Here is a 17,217-nt window from a genome sequence, read left to right as displayed (position 1 = left end):
GGCGAACATCAAGTTAAACCTGCGGGATAGCGTCCGCGGGCTTAAGAACCATATTGCAAGGGACATATCCGTGGCCATCAACTTCACCTTCCCCGTTCGGCTGCTGGCAGCAGCGTTCTTCAGCTTTGGCGCGCTTACCGCAGGTGCGCAGGAAATGACGATCAAGCATGCCCAGGGCGAAACCGTGCTGAAAGCCGCGCCGAAAAAGGTTCTGGTTCTGGATATCCCCTCGCTCGACAATCTCGATGCGCTGGGGGTTGAGCCCGCCGGTGTCGTTGGTTCCAACCTGCCGACCTATCTGCAGAAATATGCCGACGGCAAATATCTGAAGGTCGGCACGCTGTTCGAACCCGACTACGAGGCGATCAATGCCGCGGAAGCCGATCTCGTCATCGTCGGCGGCCGTTCGCGGGCGAAATACCCTGACGTTGCGAAGATCACCCCGGCCATCGACATGTCGATCGATTCCAAGGAATTCATCAACAGCGTCAAGGGCAACATCACCAAGCTCGGCGATATCTTCGGCAAGCAGGAAGAGGCCAAGAAACTCGACGCCGTCATCGATGAAAAGGTTGCGAAGCTGAAGGAGATCGCCCCGAATTCCGGCACGGCGATGATCCTCGTCACCAATGCCGGCAAGGTCGGCGTTTATGGCCCCAGCTCGCGCACCGGCTGGCTGCACACCGAAATCGGCTTCAAGCCGGTTGCCGCCGATATTGACGACCGTTTCGACCGCGGCGACGTCGTGTCCTTTGAATATCTGGCTGAAGTCAATCCCGAATGGCTGTTCGTGATCGACCGCGACGCCGGCGTCGGCCGCGCGACGGACCCCGGCAAGGCGGCCGCACAGGTGCTGGACAACGAACTGATCCACCAGACCAATGCCTGGAAGAAAAAGCAGATCGTATATCTCGACCCACAGGCGGCCTATATCGTCAGCAGCGGCTATACGGCGCTCACCACCCTGCTCGATCAGGTCTACAAGGCCGTATCCGAGAAGAAGTCGTAAAAACTGCTGGGCACCCGCTCCTGAAGGCTGCTCCACACTCCCCGTCATCCTCGGGCTTGACCCGAGGATGACCAAGGAGAGGTCGAACACCTGTTTCGGCAGCCTGCGAAGCCACCGGGAGCTTTCACCATTTTCGAAAAACCACCAACGTGAAATCCCTGTCTCTCATCTTTGCCCTTCTGCTGGCGCTGACACTCACCATCGTCAGCCTCTTCGTCGGTGTGAGCAACGTCTCGCTGGCGACGCTGTTTTCACCTGACACGAGCACGGATGCGCTGCGCGTGCTGCTCGTCAGCCGTATTCCGCGAACCTTGGCGCTCATACTGGCCGGAAGCTCGATGGCGATTGCCGGCCTCATCATGCAGATGCTGGTGCGTAACCGCTTCGTGGAACCTTCGACGGCAGGCACCACTGAATCCGCCGGCCTTGGCCTTTTGGTCGTCACCCTGCTTGCGCCGGAAACACCCATATTCAGCAAGATGCTGGTGGCGGCAGCTTTTGCGCTCGCTGGAACAGCGCTTTTCCTGCGCATTCTGGAGACAGGTACCGTTGCGCGACGTGCTTCTGGTGCCGCTGATCGGCATCATGCTTGGCGGCGTCATTTCCGCCGTCACCACCTTCTTCGCCTATCGTTTCGATCTCTTACAATCGCTCGGCGCGTGGATGACCGGGGATTTTTCCGGTGTTCTGCGTGGCCGCTACGAATTGCTGTGGATCGGCTTCGTTTTCGCCATCGCCGCCTATCTAGCCGCCGACCGCTTCACGGTGGCCGGCATGGGACGTGACTTCACCACCAATCTCGGCCTCAACTACCGCCGGGTGATGGCGCTCGGCCTCACCATCGTCTCGCTGGTCAGCGCCGTCGTTGTCGTGACCGTCGGCATGATTCCCTTTCTCGGACTGATCGTGCCGAATGTGGTCAGCCTGATGATCGGCGACAATATGCGCCGCTCCGTGCCCTGGGTGGCGACGCTTGGCGCGGTCTTTGTTCTCTCCTGCGACATCATCGGCAGAACGGTGCGCGCGCCCTATGAAGTGCCGATCGGAACCGTGGTCGGTGTCATCGGCAGCGCGCTGTTCCTCTATCTCCTGCTGCGGAAACGCCACCATGCGTGAGAGACATCCCGACCGGCGGGCGAAACTCGTATTGCTGGCGCTTCTGGCGCTGGCGCTCATCTCCATGGCCGCCTTCATGACGCTCGGCGCCAAGGGAAGCTGGAGCTTCGTGCTGCCGTTTCGCGGCATCAAGCTTCTGTCGCTGCTGCTGGTGGCTTATGCCATTGCCGTTTCCACGGTGCTGTTCCAGACGGTCACCAACAACCGCATTCTCACCCCTTCGGTGATGGGTTTCGATTCACTCTATGTATTAGTGCAGACGGGGCTAATTTTCGTTTTCGGCTCCGCAACCGTTGTCATGATCGATCCGCAGCTGAAGTTCCTTACTGAGACCGCCCTGCTCGTCACCTTTTCCGCCCTGCTCTATCGCTGGCTTTTCGTCGGCGCGGAACGCAGCCTGCACCTTCTAGTGCTGGTCGGCATCGTCTTCGGCGTGTTCTTCCGCAGCCTCTCGGGTTTCATGCAGCGGGTGCTGGACCCCAATGAATATGCGGTGCTTCAGGATGTGCTGTTCGCCAGCTTCAATTCCATCGATCCGACGCTTCTGGCGGTCTCGGCCATCATTATCGGCGCGGTGACGATCATCGGCTTGAGGCTCCTGCACACGCTCGACGTCCTGTCGCTCGGCCGCGCAACGGCCATCAGCCTCGGCATCGAATACAAGCGCACCGTCACCGTCATCCTCGTTCTGGTCTCCGTGCTCGTCGCCGTCTCCACCGCACTCGTCGGCCCAGTCATGTTCTTCGGGCTGCTGGTCGCGGCCCTTGCCCATTATCTCACCGGCAACGGCAAACACGCCTATGTACTGCCGGCTGCAATCCTCATCGCCATCATCTGCCTCGTCGGCGGGCAAGTGGTTCTGGAACGGATATTCGCCTTCGATACGGCGCTCTCCATCATCATCGAATTTCTGGGCGGCATCGTCTTTATCGGTCTCATTCTCAAGCGGGGTGCGCGATGATCATCGCCAGTCAGATCAGCAAATCCTATGGCGACACGCTCGTTGTCGATGGCGTCTCAGTCTCCATTCCGGCAGGCGGCGTCACCTCCATCATCGGGCCGAATGGTGCGGGAAAATCCACGCTGCTCTCCATCGTCGCGCGGCTGATGTCGATGGATGCGGGAACCGTAACGGTGGATGGGCTGGATGTGACCAAGACCCCTTCGGACATGCTGGCGAAGCGGCTCTCGATCCTGCGGCAAGACAACCACATCTCATCGCGCCTGACGGTGCGCGATCTCGTCGGTTTCGGGCGTTATCCCTATTCCAAAGGTCGCCCCACCATCGAGGACAAGGTCCATATCGACCGGGCGCTGGAGTATCTCCATCTCGAAACCCTCGCCGGCCGTTTTCTGGATGAGCTTTCCGGTGGCCAGCGCCAGCGCGCCTTCGTGGCCATGGTGCTGTGTCAGGATACGGATTACGTACTGCTCGACGAGCCGCTCAACAATCTCGACATGAAACACGCCTCCAGCATGATGAAGATCATGCGCAAGGCCGCCGACGAGCTTAAGAAAACCGTCGTTCTGGTGCTGCACGACATCAACTTCGCCTCCTGGTACTCCGACACCATCATCGCCATGCGTGAGGGCCGAATCTGCCATCAGGGGCCGGTGGATGACATTATCCGGCCGGAGGTATTGGGAGAAATCTACGACATGAGCATCCGCGTCAATGAGATAGACGGCCGGCGCATCTGTCTGTTTTATGAGTGAGGCATGATGACCGTGCAGAATTTTCATCACCGCTGTCCTTAACGTGGAACAGGGCCCAGGGCCCAGGCGTTAAACGACGGTCCTTTTCCCAAGCGGCATTCCGTCCGCAACTTCAGGAGACATCGATGAAGACGCACAAGACGAAGAACGACCTACCTTCCAACGCCAAGTCGACGGTGATGGGCATTCTGAACGAGACGCTGGCTTCGGTGATCGATCTTGCCCTTGCGACCAAGCAGGCGCACTGGAACCTGAAAGGCCCGCAATTCATCGCCGTCCACGAACTTCTCGATGGCTTCCGCACCCAGCTTGACGATCACGGCGATACCATTGCCGAACGCGTCGTCCAGCTTGGCGGCACGGCGCTCGGCAGTCTGCAATCCGTCTCCTCGACAACGAAGCTGAAGGCCTATCCGACCGATATCTACAAGATTCACGACCATCTCGAAGCGTTGATCGCGCGTTATGGCGACGTGGCCAACATGATCCGCAAGGCGATTGACGATTCCGACGAGGCAGGCGACCCGACGACAGCGGATATCTTCACCGCCGCCTCACGCGATCTCGACAAGGCGCTGTGGTTCCTCGAAGCGCATGTGCAGGAAAAGAGCTGACCCGGAACGGGTTCAACTCTCCGCCAAACGACAAAGCGCCCGGACAAGCCGGGCGCTTTTATCATTCCTGACCATCAATGCCGCCGCAGAACGGCAAGCCCGATGTCCCGCAGCATCTCGTGGTCGAGAATGCCGCGCTGGGCGCTACGGATCAGAACCGCGGCGCACTCATTGGCGACATGGCTGCTGCGATCTTGAAGGCACTCGAAACATACGCCGTCGAAAATATTCTGCAGATCGGTGATCTGCTGGGGCGACAATTGCGCGCCGACTCTTTCAAAAGCTGCATACGACAAGGCTCATCCTCCCGATGATGATATGCCAAGTATCGTTTCTTCTTTTCGTGGGCATAAAATTTGTACACCCGAACGAATCACTTGTCGAATCAGATTTTAACCAAATGTAAACAGGTTATTTTTTGGCCATCAGGCCGGTTGCATCCCGTTTACAACCTAAATAAAGGCCAGCCGAAACAATACCTTCGTCCAGAATAGCGCTGTTTTCCGCCGCATCGGTCCGACCGCTTCGAATAAACCCGTGGGCCAAGCGGATTTCCACCGAAACCGCAAAAGAAACTGTTGCATTCCAAAATCGATTGAGCGATATAGCACCCGTCGCCGCAGTTAGGCGCCTCGCGGTCCAGCGAACTACCCCGGACCAGCGAATTTTGAGCGGGTGTAGCTCAGGGGTAGAGCACAACCTTGCCAAGGTTGGGGTCGAGGGTTCAAATCCCTTCGCCCGCTCCAGTTTTCCTAAGAGATATCAGATCTATCGAAGCGGCTTTCAGGCCGCCGCTCTGATTTTTTGGCTGCCGATCTAGATAGTTCGTCTTCAGCCACAAACTCCCTACGCACTCGCCCAGCCGACGCCCGGACCAAAGTCACGCGCATTGAATGCCAAACTTATCCCCCGGAAGGGTCGTTTTCAGCGGCACAAGGCACGTCTTCCGGCATCGAGATGCCGGTTAAGGGACGTCATTTTCTTCTGTATTAAATATTACTTTTATTGATAATAATGAAGTAAATAACTAAGTTATAGATACACTATCGCTAATAATACATAATTATTTCTTAAGTGTATAAGTATATCCATCGTCGATAAAGTGCATGACGCCAAAACAAGACCCATGAAGGGATCGATCTTTTCTTATTGAGGGTTGTAACGATGAGAAATATTCCCGTCGTCGGAAAATTTTTGACTGTATTTGCGCTGTTCGGCATTTGCGCGATCCTGATCGCGGCCTATGCCGCCGTGCAGATCAAGTCGATCGATAAAAGTTATACCGAGCTTCTTGATCATGACAGTGCGGCGGCCTTGAATCTGGCGTTGGCGAACCGTGCCCTGTCGAACGGACGAGCCGCTTTGGCCGATATGATGATTGCCTTTACGGATGAGGGAAATGCCGCTGCTGAAGTTGAGGTAAAAGCCACACGCAGCGAGTTCACGCGGTTGATGGATGAAGCCATCGCCAATGTCCCTGAAGACAAACGCCTGCCTCCGCTCAAGCAGGAAGCCGTGACGCTCTACGACGTAACGTGCAAGAACGCCTGGCATCTGGGCCGAACCGCAGCGAATGTGGATGAGGCGCTTGCATCGCAAAAAGCGTTCGGCACCGAGTGCCAGCCGGTCTTCGGCAAGATCGGCGCCAATCTGACGCAGATAGCCACGGACATTATGGCCCGGAGCAACAAGCAGAGCGATCTTCTGACCGAGGCGAGCGATAATACTGCGCTCGTGACCGTCGTGGCGGTCATCCTCGGCTTCATCACCGTCGTTGTCCTCGGATATTTCGCGATCCGCAGCTGGCTGGTTATGCCGATGCAGGGACTTGTCGGCACCATGCAAACGCTTGCGGACGGCGACCTTTCCGCCAACATCATGGGAGCGGACCGACGCGACGAGGTTGGCACGATGGCCAAGGCCGTGCAGGTCTTCAAGGACAACGAGTTGAAGGCCCGCCGTCTGGAAGAGGATACGGCACAGGTGCGTGACCAGTCTGAAGCGGACCGTCAAAGAGCCGCCGAGATCGACCGCAAACGCGCCGCCGAAATGACGGAAGCGACAAGCGGCCTGGCCGACGGCTTGAAGCATATGGCCAATGGCGACCTCTCCTACCAGCTGGTAACACCTTTTGCAGCGGACTTCGAAAGCCTGCGTGCGGATTTCAATATGGCCGTAAACCAGCTCAACAAGACGCTGATTTCCGTTGCCGATGTCACGGCCACGATCGATGACGGCTCTCGTGAGTTGAGTACCAGTGCGGGCGACCTGTCGCAGCGCACGGAAACCCAAGCCGCCTCGCTGGAAGAAACAGCGGCAGCACTCGACCAGATCACCAGCAACGTCAGCAATTCGACAAAGCGGACGGAAGAGGCACGGATCGTGGCCGTTGAGGCTAACCGGTCGGCGCAATCATCCGGTCAGGTCGTCGCAAATGCGGTCGACGCCATGAAGCGCATCGAAAGCTCTTCCAGCCAGATTTCCAACATCATCGGCGTCATTGATGAGATTGCCTTCCAGACCAATCTGCTCGCACTGAACGCAGGCGTCGAGGCGGCCCGCGCCGGCGAGGCAGGCAAGGGCTTTGCGGTTGTCGCGCAGGAAGTGCGTGAGCTTGCCCAGCGTTCGGCGCAAGCGGCCAAGGAAATCAAGGAGCTTATCCGCAACTCTGCCGACGAGGTTCAGAACGGCGTTAAACTGGTGACCGCGACCGGCGACGCCCTGAAGGTCATCGAAAGTCACGTCATCGCCATCAACACGCAACTCGACGCCATCGCGACATCCGCACGGGAACAGTCGGTCGGGTTGGCCGAGGTCAACAGCGCCGTCAACCAGATGGATCAGGTGACGCAGCACAATGCCGCGATGGTGGAAAGGGCGACGGCCTCCAGTGCATCGCTTGCAGGCGACGCCGAGAAACTCCGCCAGATCGTTGGCCAGTTCAAGCTGGATGGCATAACCGTCAGCACCAGCACGGCGAGAACCGCATATCAACCATCGACACCGATGCGCGTTGCGGACAACAACGCGCAACCGAGGCCATCTCCGGCACGGCGCATGATCGGCCAGGTGGCCGCCGCACTCGGCGTCTCCACCGCCTCGAAAGAGCAATCCTGGTCCGAGTTCTGATCTACACGCCAAACGACACCCGGACAGCCTGTCCGGGTGTCGTATATTCTTACCCTCTGGCAATGACTATCAGGCAGCCTTGTCCCAGATAGGTGCAAGCCCATCCGGCGAGACGATGCGACCATCCGGCCTGGAGAGCGCACGGATCGCAGCCATTTCATCGGCAGACAGCGTGAAATCGAAGATCGCGAGGTTCTCATCAACGCGGGCTTCGCTCACCGTTTTCGAAAGTGCCACCACGCCCTGCTGCTGCACCAGCCAGCGCAGCACCACCTGTGCCACCGACTTGCCCCGGCTTGCGGCGATGTCCTTCAGGACCGGATCGGCAAAAACCTTACCGTCGGCCATGCCGTAATAACCCGTGACCGACATGCCGGCGGCCTTGGCCGCCGCGATCACCACGTCCTGATCGATATAGGGGTGGTATTCGATCTGATTGGTGACAATCGGCGCCTTGGAAAGACTGACCGCCTCGGCCATCAGCGCCGTATTGAAGTTGGAAACGCCGATATGGCGGACCTTGCCGGCTTCACGAACTGCATTCAGCGCGCCGATCTGTTCGGCAAGCGTCAGCGCCTCATTAGGCCAATGCAAAAGCAGGAGATCGACATAATCGGTCTTCAGTTTCGCGAGGCTCTCATCGACGGAAGCAAGGAATGCATCGTGCTTATAGTTCTCCACCCAGACCTTGGTGGTCAGGAAGATATCACCACGCGCAACGCCGGAACCGGCAATGGCTTCGCCGACTTCGGCCTCGTTGCCGTAAATCTGGGCGGTATCGATATGGCGGAAACCGGCTTTCAGCGCATGCGGAACGATCCGCAGAACATCAGGACCGGGAATACGGAAGGTGCCGAAGCCAAGCGCGGGGATAGAAGCGCCGTTCGCGGTTACATCAAACATATATTTTCTCCTAGGGGTTTTCCCGGCCAGCCCTGCTGGAAATGGCCGGGATTTATATGAAAAGCTCAGGCGGTTTTCAGTGTGAGCGCGGCGCGGCGATCAAGCGCGCCGCTCCAGAGGGTGAGAATGAGGGCAAACGCGACGAGGATGGCGCCGACCCACGGGGTTGCCGCAAGACCCATCGGCGATTCCACCACCAGACCGCCGAGCCATGCGCCAATCGCGATGCCGAGATTGAAGGCGGCGATATTGAGTGCCGAGGCGACATCGACGGCACCCGGGCGATGTTCCTTGGCCAGCTGCACCACATAAAGCTGCAGGCCGGGAACGTTGGCAAAGGACAGGAAGCCAAGCGCCGCCAGCGTGATGAGCGTCAGAACCGGCGAGACGGCGGTGAAGGAAAAGACCAGAAGCACGATGGCCTGCGCCAGAAAGAGGCCGACAAGCGCCTTGACCGGGTTATGGTTGGCGATCTTGCCGCCACCAATGTTACCGGCGGCAATGGCAATGCCATAGAGCACGAGGATCAGGCTGACGCTGGATTCGGAGAAGCCGGTGACGTCCTGAAGAATCGGCGCAAGGAAGGTGAAGGCGACGAAGGTACCGCCGTAACCGAGCGCGGTCATGGCGAAAACGATGAGCAGGCGGCCGGAACCCAGCACACGCACCTGATCGAGAAGGCTTGCGGGCGGCGCTTTCTTCAGTGTGGACGGCAACAGGGCCGCGATGCCGGCAAAAGCAACAACACCAAGAGCGGCAACCGCCCAGAAGGTAGCGCGCCAGCCGAAAATCTGGCCGATATAGGTGCCGATCGGCACGCCGGTGACGATGGCGACGGTCAATCCCATGAACATCATGGCGATCGCCGAGCCGCGACGGTTTTCCGGCACGAGATCGGCGGCGATGGTGGAGCCGACGGAGAAAAACACACCGTGGGCGAAGGCGGCAAGCACCCGCGCCACCAGAAGCGCCTCATAGCTGGGAGACAGGGCAGCAGCGGCATTACCGATGGTGAACAGCGCCATGAGACCGAGCAGCAGCGGCTTTCTTTCTATCTTGCCGGTGAGCGCGGTCAGGATCGGCGCACCAAACGTAACGCCCAGCGCGTAGACGCTGACGATGAGACCGGCAAGCGGCAGGGTGATGTGGAGATCGTTGGCGACCGTCGGCAACAGGCCGACGATGACGAACTCCGTGGTTCCGATCGCGTAAGCCGCGATCGTCAGGGCAAATATGGCCAGTGGCATGATGAATACCTCTTCACCCGGAGCGAGATCACGGGCGTTGTGGGCAGCGTGTGCTGTCCGGTTGGATCAATTGTGTGAGTGCAATATGGGCGAAGGGGACTTGCATGATAATCAGCAAGATTGGATAAAGGCCTTTGAATTGATTTCACAGGTGGTGCGACGATGGACAATCGGGCCGGAGAAATGGAAGTCTTCGTGGCGGCGGCCGAACTGGGTAGTTTTTCCGCCGCAGGACGCAGGCTGAAACTTTCGCCCTCGGCGGTGAGCAAACTCGTCACCCGCATCGAAGACCGGCTCGGCACCCGCCTCCTCGCCCGCTCGACCCGTGTGGTGACGCTGACGCCGGAGGGAGAAATCTATCTTTCGCGGGCACGGCGCATTCTGGCCGATATTGCCGAGACGGAGCAAATCGTGGCAAGCGGCGGCAAGGTGGTGCCGCGCGGGTTGCTGCGCGTCAACGCCACGCTGGGTTTCGGCGAACGTTACCTTCTGCCGCTCGCGCCGGAGTTTTTATCGCTCTATCCGGAAATCGAGCTGGATATTTCGCTGACCGACGGCGTCATCAGCCTGATCGAGGAACGCACCGATATCGCGATCCGCTCCGGCGCGATGGGAGATTCCTCCCTGAAGGCGAGAAAGCTGAAAGAAGTCCGCCGGGTCATCGTCGCCTCCCCCGCCTATATCGAAAAACACGGCATGCCGGAAACGCCGCAAGATCTGGCGCGTCACAATTGCTTCAGCTTCAACTTCAGCCGCAGCCTCAACGAATGGCTGTTCCGCGATCCCGGCTCAACGGAGGTGTACCGCCTTCCCGTAACCGGCAATGCTTCGGTCAATAGCGGCATGGCGATGCGCAGGCTCTGCCTGACCGGCCTTGGGCTGGCAAGGGTCGGGGAATTTCATGTCGAGCCGGATATCGAGGCCGGTCTGCTCGTTCGGGTGCTGGAAGACTACAATCCCGAAGACATGGAAGTGATCCACGCCGTTTATGCCGGCCACGAGCATCTGGCCGCCCGCGTGCGCGCCTTCATCGATTTTCTCGCCGCAAGGGTCGGGCGGTAACGGCGCGGGACCGGATCACGTCAAACCACGCTGTGAACCAGCTTCGCCAGCCAGTCGACAAAGACCCGGACCTTGTTGGTGACATGGCGTGTCTGCGGATAGACCACATAGATCGGCATCGGTTCGCGCCGCCATTCCGGCAGAACCGGTACCAGCTCGCCACGCGCGAGCGCATCCTTGACCATGAAAACCGGTAACTGCACGATGCCCATGCCCGCCAGCGCCGCATTGAGATAGGTGCGGCTGTCATTGACAGACACGACATAATTCGGGGTCAGCTCGACGCTGCGCACGCCGTTGTCGAAGGAGATCGGCATGATCTGGCCGGAGGTGGCATTGAGATAACCCACCGAATAGTGGCCGTTCTCCAGATCCTCCGGTTTTTCGGGCATGCCGAAGTTTTCGATATAGAAAGGTGCGGCAAATGTCTCGAACCTGAGCTCGCCGACTTTGCGGGCGATCAGCGACTGATCGCGCAGCACGCCGACCCGCAGCGCGCAATCGACATTCTCCGCGATATAATCGACCAGACGGTCGCCGACGCCGAGGTCAAGACGGATTTGCGGATAACGCTGGTAAAATTCGCAAAGATGTGGAATAACGATGAGGTCCGCGAAGGCACCGGCCATTTCGACACGCAGCCGGCCGGATGGCTGTACCTGTGCACTGGACATGCTGCCATCAAGCTCTTCGATTTCCGATAATATCTGCGAGGCCCGCTCATAATAGAGAGCGCCGTCCGTTGTCAGCATAACCCGGCGCGTCGTGCGGTTGAGAAGAGTGGTCTGCAAATGCGCTTCCAGCGCCTGCACCATATTGGTCACCGTGGTTTTAGGCATGCTCAGCGTGGTCGCGGCGCGGCTGAAATTGCCTGTTTCGACGACACGCGTGAACACTCGCATAGCAGAAAGCTGATCCATATACCTATTATCCGTATTTTTGGAATAGTGTTTTCATTTTGACGTACTTGATCGATTTCGCCCGAACAATAATATGAATTTCAGATTTTGCAAATAAGGTGAGCTGCCTGGTGGCGGCGCACGGGACCGGATCAGATGAAAGCGCACTGGGAAAATATCGAAAGCTGTGGGGGCTCCGCATCCCAGCTCTCCCTGCGCCGATATGAAAACACCGGCCTTTGCAGCCACCCGCCCGTGGTCCTTTATCTGCGCGGCGGCTCGTTTCTGGAAACGGGCAGCAATTGCCCGGAGCCGCCCGTGGCCCGCGCACTCGCGGAAAGCGGAGCGATCGTCGTCGAGGCCGACTATAGCAAGTCGTCCGGCAACGAATTCCCGATGGTGATCGACTGCGCCTTCGAAGCGCTCGACCATCTGAGCCGGGATCGAAAGCATTATGGCAGCGCGAAATCGCTGCTGTTCGTCGCCGGCGAAGAGGCGGGCGGCAATGTGGCAGCGGGACTTGCACTGAAGGCCCGTGACCGCATGCCCGGCAAGCTTGCCGGACAGATACTTCTGTCGCCCATGATCGACCCGATGATGACGACGGAATCCTTCCGCGACGCGGACAGGATCGGCATGCGCCAGCGCTGGGCGGATGGCTGGAGCCATTACCTTGCCAAGGCCTGCGGGTTTTTCCACCCCTATGCCGCGCCCTGCCAGTGCACGCGGCTGAACCGGGTGGCGCCGGCGCTGATCTTTACCGCCGAGGATGACCCTCTGCGCGACGAAACGGTCAACTATGCAGACCGGCTCATCGCCTCCGGTGTCAGCGTCCGGCAGCATGTTTTCCCCGCCGGCATCGGCTGGACGGGGCTTTATCAAGGAGAGGGCGGCGGATGGGTTTCATCCGTCTGTTCGGAGTTCAAGACCTTCGTTGACCAGATAAAACACTGAATACCGCATTTATTGAGAAACTGACCGGCTCCTGATCCGAGCCAAGGAGAAACCCATGACGCTGAACAACAAGCGCCGGGCCCTGACGGGCGCCGGTATCGGACTTGCCTTGTCCGTTGCAGCTGCCGCGCTGATTTTCGACCTGCCCGCCAGCCGTGACGCCACGGCAGCCTCCACGCCAGCCGCACCCCCGGCTATCCCTGTTACCGTTGCCAAGGTGGAAAGCCGCGACGTGATGCGCTGGGAAGAATTTTCCGGCCGTCTGGAAGCCGTTGACCGCGTGCAGATCCGCTCGCGCGTCGCCGGCCAGATCAAGGCCGTGCATTTCCGCGAAGGCGCGCTGGTGAAGGAAGGCGACGCCCTCTTCACCATCGACCCGGCCCCCTATCAGGCCGCGGTTTTGGGCGCTGAAGCCCAGGTCGCCTCGGCGCAAGCCAAGGTCGGCCTTGCCAAAACGGAACTTGACCGTGGCCGCAGGCTTTCCGACAATCGCACCATCTCCCAGAGCGATCTCGACCAGCGGCAAAGCTCGTTTGCGGATGCCGAAGCCCAGCTTCGCGCCGCCCGCGCAGCACTGACCACGGCCCAGCTCGATCTCGGTTACACCGAAATCATCGCGCCGGTTTCCGGCAAGGTCGGCCGCATCGAAATCACCGCCGGCAACCTCGTCGCCGCCGGTTCCACCTCCCCTGCCCTGACGACGCTGGTTTCGGTCAACCCGATCTACGCCAGCTTCAACGCCAGTGAAGGAACGGTGGCGAAAGCGCTTTCCGAACTGCCGAAAACGACCGACGCTCTGCCCGCACTCGAACAGATCCCGGTGGAAATCGGCACGCTTTCGGACCAGGGCACGCCGATCAAGGGCACGCTGCACCTGATCGACAACCAGGTCGATTCCGCCAGCGGCACCATCGGTGTGCGTGCGGTCTTCGAAAACCCGGATGGCAGGCTCATTCCCGGCCAGTTCGTGCGGGTGCGCATGGGTGAACCGAAGCCGGAAAACCGTATCGTCATCAGTGACCGCGCCATCGGCACGGATCAGGACAAGCGGTTCGTCTTCGTCGTCGATGCCGAAAACAAGGTGAGCTACCGGCAGATCAAGCCCGGCGCACCGGCAGACGGCCAGCGTATCATCGATAGCGGCCTTGCCGCCGGCGATACGATCGTCGTCAACGGCCTGCAGCGCATTCGCCCCGGTGCAACCATCGCACCGCAGGCGGAAGACAAGGTCGCCGCCTCGCAATAACGATCCCGGCGCCTCGCCTTCGTTGCGGGACGCCATTCCATAAAGAACCGGCATGACCGGCGGCAGGAAAGCCGCCGGAACGGCCTTCGCATTCCAAATACCCGGAGAGGGACTGGATATGAATATTTCCAGATTTTTTGTCGACAGGCCGGTATTCGCCGGCGTGCTGTCGATCCTGATCGTGGTGGCAGGCCTTCTCGGCATGCGCGCCCTGCCGATTTCCGAATATCCGGAAGTCGTTCCGCCATCCGTCGTTGTCCGCGCCACCTATCCGGGCGCGAACCCGGCCGTTATCGCTGAAACCGTCGCCACGCCGCTTGAAGAACAGATCAACGGTGTCGAAGGCATGCTCTATATGGGCAGTCAGGCGACATCGGACGGCGTGCTCACGCTGACCGTAACCTTCAAGCTTGGCACCGATCCTGACAAAGCGCAGCAGCTGGTGCAGAACCGCGTCTCGCAGGCCGAACCGCGCCTGCCGGCGGAAGTGCGCGCACTCGGTATCACCACCGTCAAAAGCTCGCCCGACTTCATCATGGTCGTCAATCTGGTGTCGAAAACCGATGCCTATGACATCACCTACCTGCGCAACTATGCGACGCTGAACGTCAAGGACAGGCTTGCCCGCATCGAAGGCGTTGGTCAGGTGCAGGTCTTCGGCGCCGGTGACTATTCCATGCGCGTCTGGCTCGATCCGCAGAAGGTTGCCGAACACGATCTCGCCGCCAGCGACGTTTCCGACGCCATCCGCCAGCAGAACGTACAGGCGGCAGCCGGTGTCATCGGTGCTTCGCCAAGCCCGAACGGCGTCGATCTACAGCTCAACGTCAATGCCCAGGGCCGTCTGACGACGCCGGAGGAATTCGGCAACATCATCGTCAAGAGCGGTGCCAACGGTGAAATCACCCGCCTGCGCGATGTCGCCCGCATCGAACTCGGTGCAGCCGACTACACGCTGCGCTCGCTGCTCGACGGCGAACCTGCAGTGGCGGTCGCCGTGCTTCAGGCTCCCGGCTCCAACTCCATTGAAATCGCCGACAATGTGCGCGCGACGATGGACAATCTGCAGCTGGCGATGCCTGATGGCGTGAAATACGAAATCGTCTACGACACGACGAAATTCGTTCGCTCGTCCATCGAAAAGGTCGTTGATACGCTCCTCGAGGCCGTTGGCCTCGTGGTGCTGGTGGTTATCCTCTTCCTCCAGACATGGCGCGCCTCGATCATTCCGCTGATCGCCGTTCCGGTCTCGATCATCGGTACCTTCGCCGTCATGTATGCCTTCGGGTTTTCCATCAATGCGTTGACTTTGTTCGGCCTCGTGCTGGCAATCGGCATTGTGGTGGACGACGCCATCGTGGTGGTCGAAAACGTCGAGCGAAACATCGAAAACGGGCTATCGCCGCGTGACGCCACCTACAAGGCAATGCGCGAGGTCTCCGGGCCGATCATCGCAATCGCGCTGGTTCTGGTCGCCGTCTTCGTGCCACTCGCCTTCATCTCGGGTCTTTCCGGCCAGTTCTACCGGCAGTTCGCACTGACGATCGCCATTTCGACCGTCATCTCAGCGATCAATTCGCTGACGCTTTCGCCCGCGCTTGCAGCCCTACTGCTGAAGGAACACGGTGCGCCGAAAGACTGGCTGACCCGCGTCATGGACCGGCTTTTCGGCTGGTTCTTCCGTGGCTTCAACCGCGCCTTCGGGGCCGCCTCCAACGGCTACGGCAAAACCGTGGGCGGGCTGGTGACGCGCAAGAGCCTGGTGATGATGGTCTATATGGCGCTGGTCGCGGCCACCTACAGCATGTTCAGCATGGTCCCGAGCGGCTTCGTACCGGCGCAGGACAAGCAGTATCTGATCGGCTTCGCCCAGCTTCCTGATGGTGCAACGCTCGACCGGACCGAAAGCGTCATCAAGCGCATGAGCGATATCGCCATGAAACAGCCGGGCGTCAGCCACGCCATCGCCTTCCCCGGCCTGTCGATCAACGGCTTCACCATCGGCTCCAACTCCGGCATCGTCTTTGCGGTTCTCGACGACTTCGAAAAGCGCAAGACGCCGGAACTGTCAGGCGGCGCCATCGCCATGCAGCTGAACCAGAAATATGCGGGCATTCAGGATGCCTTCATCGCCATGTTCCCGCCGCCGCCGGTCAACGGCCTCGGCCAGACGGGCGGCTTCAAGCTGCAGATCGAGGACCGCGCCGGTTACGGCTACCAGACGCTTGACGAAGCGGCGAAAGCCGTGATCGCCAAGGCATACCAGACGCCGGAGCTGGCAGGCATCTTCTCCAGCTTCCAGATCAACGTACCGCAGCTCTTCGCCGATCTCGACCGTGCGAAGGCCGAGCAGCTGGGCGTTTCGGTCAGCGACGTCTTCCAGACGCTGCAGATCTATCTCGGTTCGCTTTATGTCAACGACTTCAACGCCTTCGGGCGGACATACAGCGTGCGTGTACAGGCAGACGCGCAGTTCCGCGCCCATGCAGAGGATATCGGCCGCCTGAAAGTACGCTCGTCCACCGGTCAAATGATCCCGCTTTCCACGCTCCTGAAGGTGGATGCGACAACGGGACCGGAGCGCACCAACCGTTATAACGGCTTCCTTGCAGCCGATATCAACGGCGGACCGGCACCGGGCTACTCTTCCGGACAGGCACAGGCAGCGATGGAAAAAATCCTTGCCGAAAACCTGCCGGCCGGTATTGACTACGAGTGGACGGACCTGACCTACCAGCAGATCCTTGCCGGTAACTCCAGCATCGTCGTCTTCCCGCTGGCGCTGCTGCTCGTCTATCTCGTGCTCGCCGCGCAATATGAAAGCCTCACATTGCCGATCGCGATCATCCTGATCGTGCCGCTCGGTGTGCTGGCTGCGCTCACGGGCGTCTGGCTGACGGGAGGGGATAACAACATCTTTACGCAGATCGGCCTTGTCGTCCTTGTGGGCTTGTCGGCGAAAAACGCGATCCTGATCGTGGAATTCGCTCGCGAGCTGGAATTCGAGGGACGAACGCCGCTTCAGGCGGCGGTCGAGGCAAGCCGGCTTCGCCTTCGCCCGATCCTGATGACGTCGCTCGCCTTCATCATGGGCGTGGTGCCGCTGGTCATCTCCACCGGCGCAGGCGCGGAAATGCGCGCGGCCATGGGTGTCGCGGTGTTCTCCGGCATGATCGGGGTGACGTTCTTCGGCATCTTCATGACACCGGTATTCTACGTTCTGTTGCGCAAGCTGGCCGGTAACCGTCCCCTCATCCAGCACAAACAGGAAGAACCGGCCAATTCGGACTACAAACTCGAAAAGGCCGGCTGAGACTTACTC

The 17,217-nt window shown here is 59.6% G+C and carries 13 protein-coding genes, 1 tRNA gene and 1 pseudogene; 11 read left to right on the top strand and 4 right to left on the bottom strand.

The window, feature by feature from the left end:
* Nucleotides 1-70 precede the first annotated feature (70 nt).
* From RBH10_RS10405 to dps, 5 genes and pseudogenes are all read left to right on the top strand, one after another.
* Nucleotides 71-1,009, top strand: a complete 939-nt coding sequence (locus RBH10_RS10405) for a siderophore ABC transporter substrate-binding protein (RefSeq protein WP_281037268.1) — start codon at nt 71-73, stop codon at nt 1,007-1,009.
* A gap of 149 nt (nt 1,010-1,158) precedes the next feature.
* Nucleotides 1,159-2,125 (top strand): annotated as a pseudogene (locus tag RBH10_RS10400) (ABC transporter permease).
* Complete coding sequence (locus RBH10_RS10395; protein WP_281037270.1) at nt 2,118-3,086, top strand: iron chelate uptake ABC transporter family permease subunit; 969 nt, start codon at nt 2,118-2,120, stop codon at nt 3,084-3,086. Before RBH10_RS10400 ends, RBH10_RS10395 begins: the two are co-directional and overlap by 8 nt.
* On the top strand, nt 3,083-3,841 hold the full coding sequence (locus RBH10_RS10390; RefSeq protein ID WP_281037271.1) for an ABC transporter ATP-binding protein: 759 nt from the start codon (nt 3,083-3,085) through the stop codon (nt 3,839-3,841). The genes RBH10_RS10395 and RBH10_RS10390 overlap by 4 nt, the downstream gene beginning before the upstream one ends.
* Before the next feature lie 125 nt (nt 3,842-3,966).
* Nucleotides 3,967-4,455, top strand: a complete 489-nt coding sequence (gene dps / locus RBH10_RS10385) for a DNA starvation/stationary phase protection protein Dps (RefSeq protein ID WP_281037272.1) — start codon at nt 3,967-3,969, stop codon at nt 4,453-4,455.
* Nucleotides 4,456-4,529: 74 nt separating this feature from the next.
* On the opposite strand, the gene RBH10_RS10380 is transcribed toward dps, so the two are convergent.
* Complete coding sequence (locus RBH10_RS10380; protein WP_082065719.1) at nt 4,530-4,751, bottom strand: hypothetical protein; 222 nt, start codon at nt 4,749-4,751, stop codon at nt 4,530-4,532.
* A gap of 375 nt (nt 4,752-5,126) precedes the next feature.
* Between RBH10_RS10380 and RBH10_RS10375 the strand changes: the two genes are divergently transcribed.
* Nucleotides 5,127-5,201: transfer RNA gene (locus RBH10_RS10375), tRNA-Gly, on the top strand.
* 418 nt (nt 5,202-5,619) lie between these two features.
* Nucleotides 5,620-7,584 carry a methyl-accepting chemotaxis protein gene (locus RBH10_RS10370; protein WP_281037273.1) on the top strand — a complete coding sequence of 655 codons (1,965 nt, stop codon included), beginning with the start codon at nt 5,620-5,622 and terminating at the stop codon, nt 7,582-7,584.
* 69 nt (nt 7,585-7,653) lie between these two features.
* Here the strand turns inward: RBH10_RS10370 and RBH10_RS10365 are convergent, their stop codons facing one another.
* On the bottom strand, nt 7,654-8,487 hold the full coding sequence (locus RBH10_RS10365; RefSeq protein WP_281037274.1) for an aldo/keto reductase: 834 nt from the start codon (nt 8,485-8,487) through the stop codon (nt 7,654-7,656).
* A 65-nt stretch (nt 8,488-8,552) separates the two neighbouring features.
* Nucleotides 8,553-9,734: an MFS transporter gene (locus tag RBH10_RS10360; RefSeq protein WP_281037275.1), complete on the bottom strand. Its 1,182-nt coding sequence runs from the start codon at nt 9,732-9,734 to the stop codon at nt 8,553-8,555.
* 162 nt (nt 9,735-9,896) lie between these two features.
* Here RBH10_RS10360 and RBH10_RS10355 point away from each other — a divergent pair, with 162 nt between their 5' ends.
* A complete protein-coding gene (locus RBH10_RS10355) occupies nt 9,897-10,796 on the top strand; it encodes a LysR family transcriptional regulator (RefSeq protein WP_281037276.1) in 900 nt (299 codons plus the stop codon).
* A gap of 20 nt (nt 10,797-10,816) precedes the next feature.
* Here the strand turns inward: RBH10_RS10355 and RBH10_RS10350 are convergent, their stop codons facing one another.
* Entirely contained in the window at nt 10,817-11,716 is a 900-nt protein-coding gene (locus RBH10_RS10350) for a LysR family transcriptional regulator (protein ID WP_281037277.1), read from the bottom strand.
* 135 nt (nt 11,717-11,851) lie between these two features.
* Here RBH10_RS10350 and RBH10_RS10345 point away from each other — a divergent pair, with 135 nt between their 5' ends.
* The 3 genes from RBH10_RS10345 (at nt 11,852) to RBH10_RS10335 (ending at nt 17,208) form a co-directional block, all read left to right on the top strand.
* Nucleotides 11,852-12,649 carry an alpha/beta hydrolase fold domain-containing protein gene (locus RBH10_RS10345; protein WP_281037278.1) on the top strand — a complete coding sequence of 266 codons (798 nt, stop codon included), beginning with the start codon at nt 11,852-11,854 and terminating at the stop codon, nt 12,647-12,649.
* A 55-nt stretch (nt 12,650-12,704) separates the two neighbouring features.
* Nucleotides 12,705-13,895, top strand: a complete 1,191-nt coding sequence (locus RBH10_RS10340; RefSeq protein WP_045017780.1) for an efflux RND transporter periplasmic adaptor subunit — start codon at nt 12,705-12,707, stop codon at nt 13,893-13,895.
* A gap of 118 nt (nt 13,896-14,013) precedes the next feature.
* A complete protein-coding gene (locus RBH10_RS10335; RefSeq protein WP_045017781.1) occupies nt 14,014-17,208 on the top strand; it encodes an efflux RND transporter permease subunit in 3,195 nt (1,064 codons plus the stop codon).
* Nucleotides 17,209-17,217: the final 9 nt, after the last annotated feature.

This window comes from Rhizobium sp. AN73, from assembly GCF_030757975.1.
Classification (GTDB): Bacteria; Pseudomonadota; Alphaproteobacteria; order Rhizobiales; family Rhizobiaceae; genus Agrobacterium; species Agrobacterium arsenijevicii.
The sequence above is the reverse complement of the archived record's forward strand: the minus strand, read 5'-3'. Positions and strand labels throughout refer to the sequence as shown.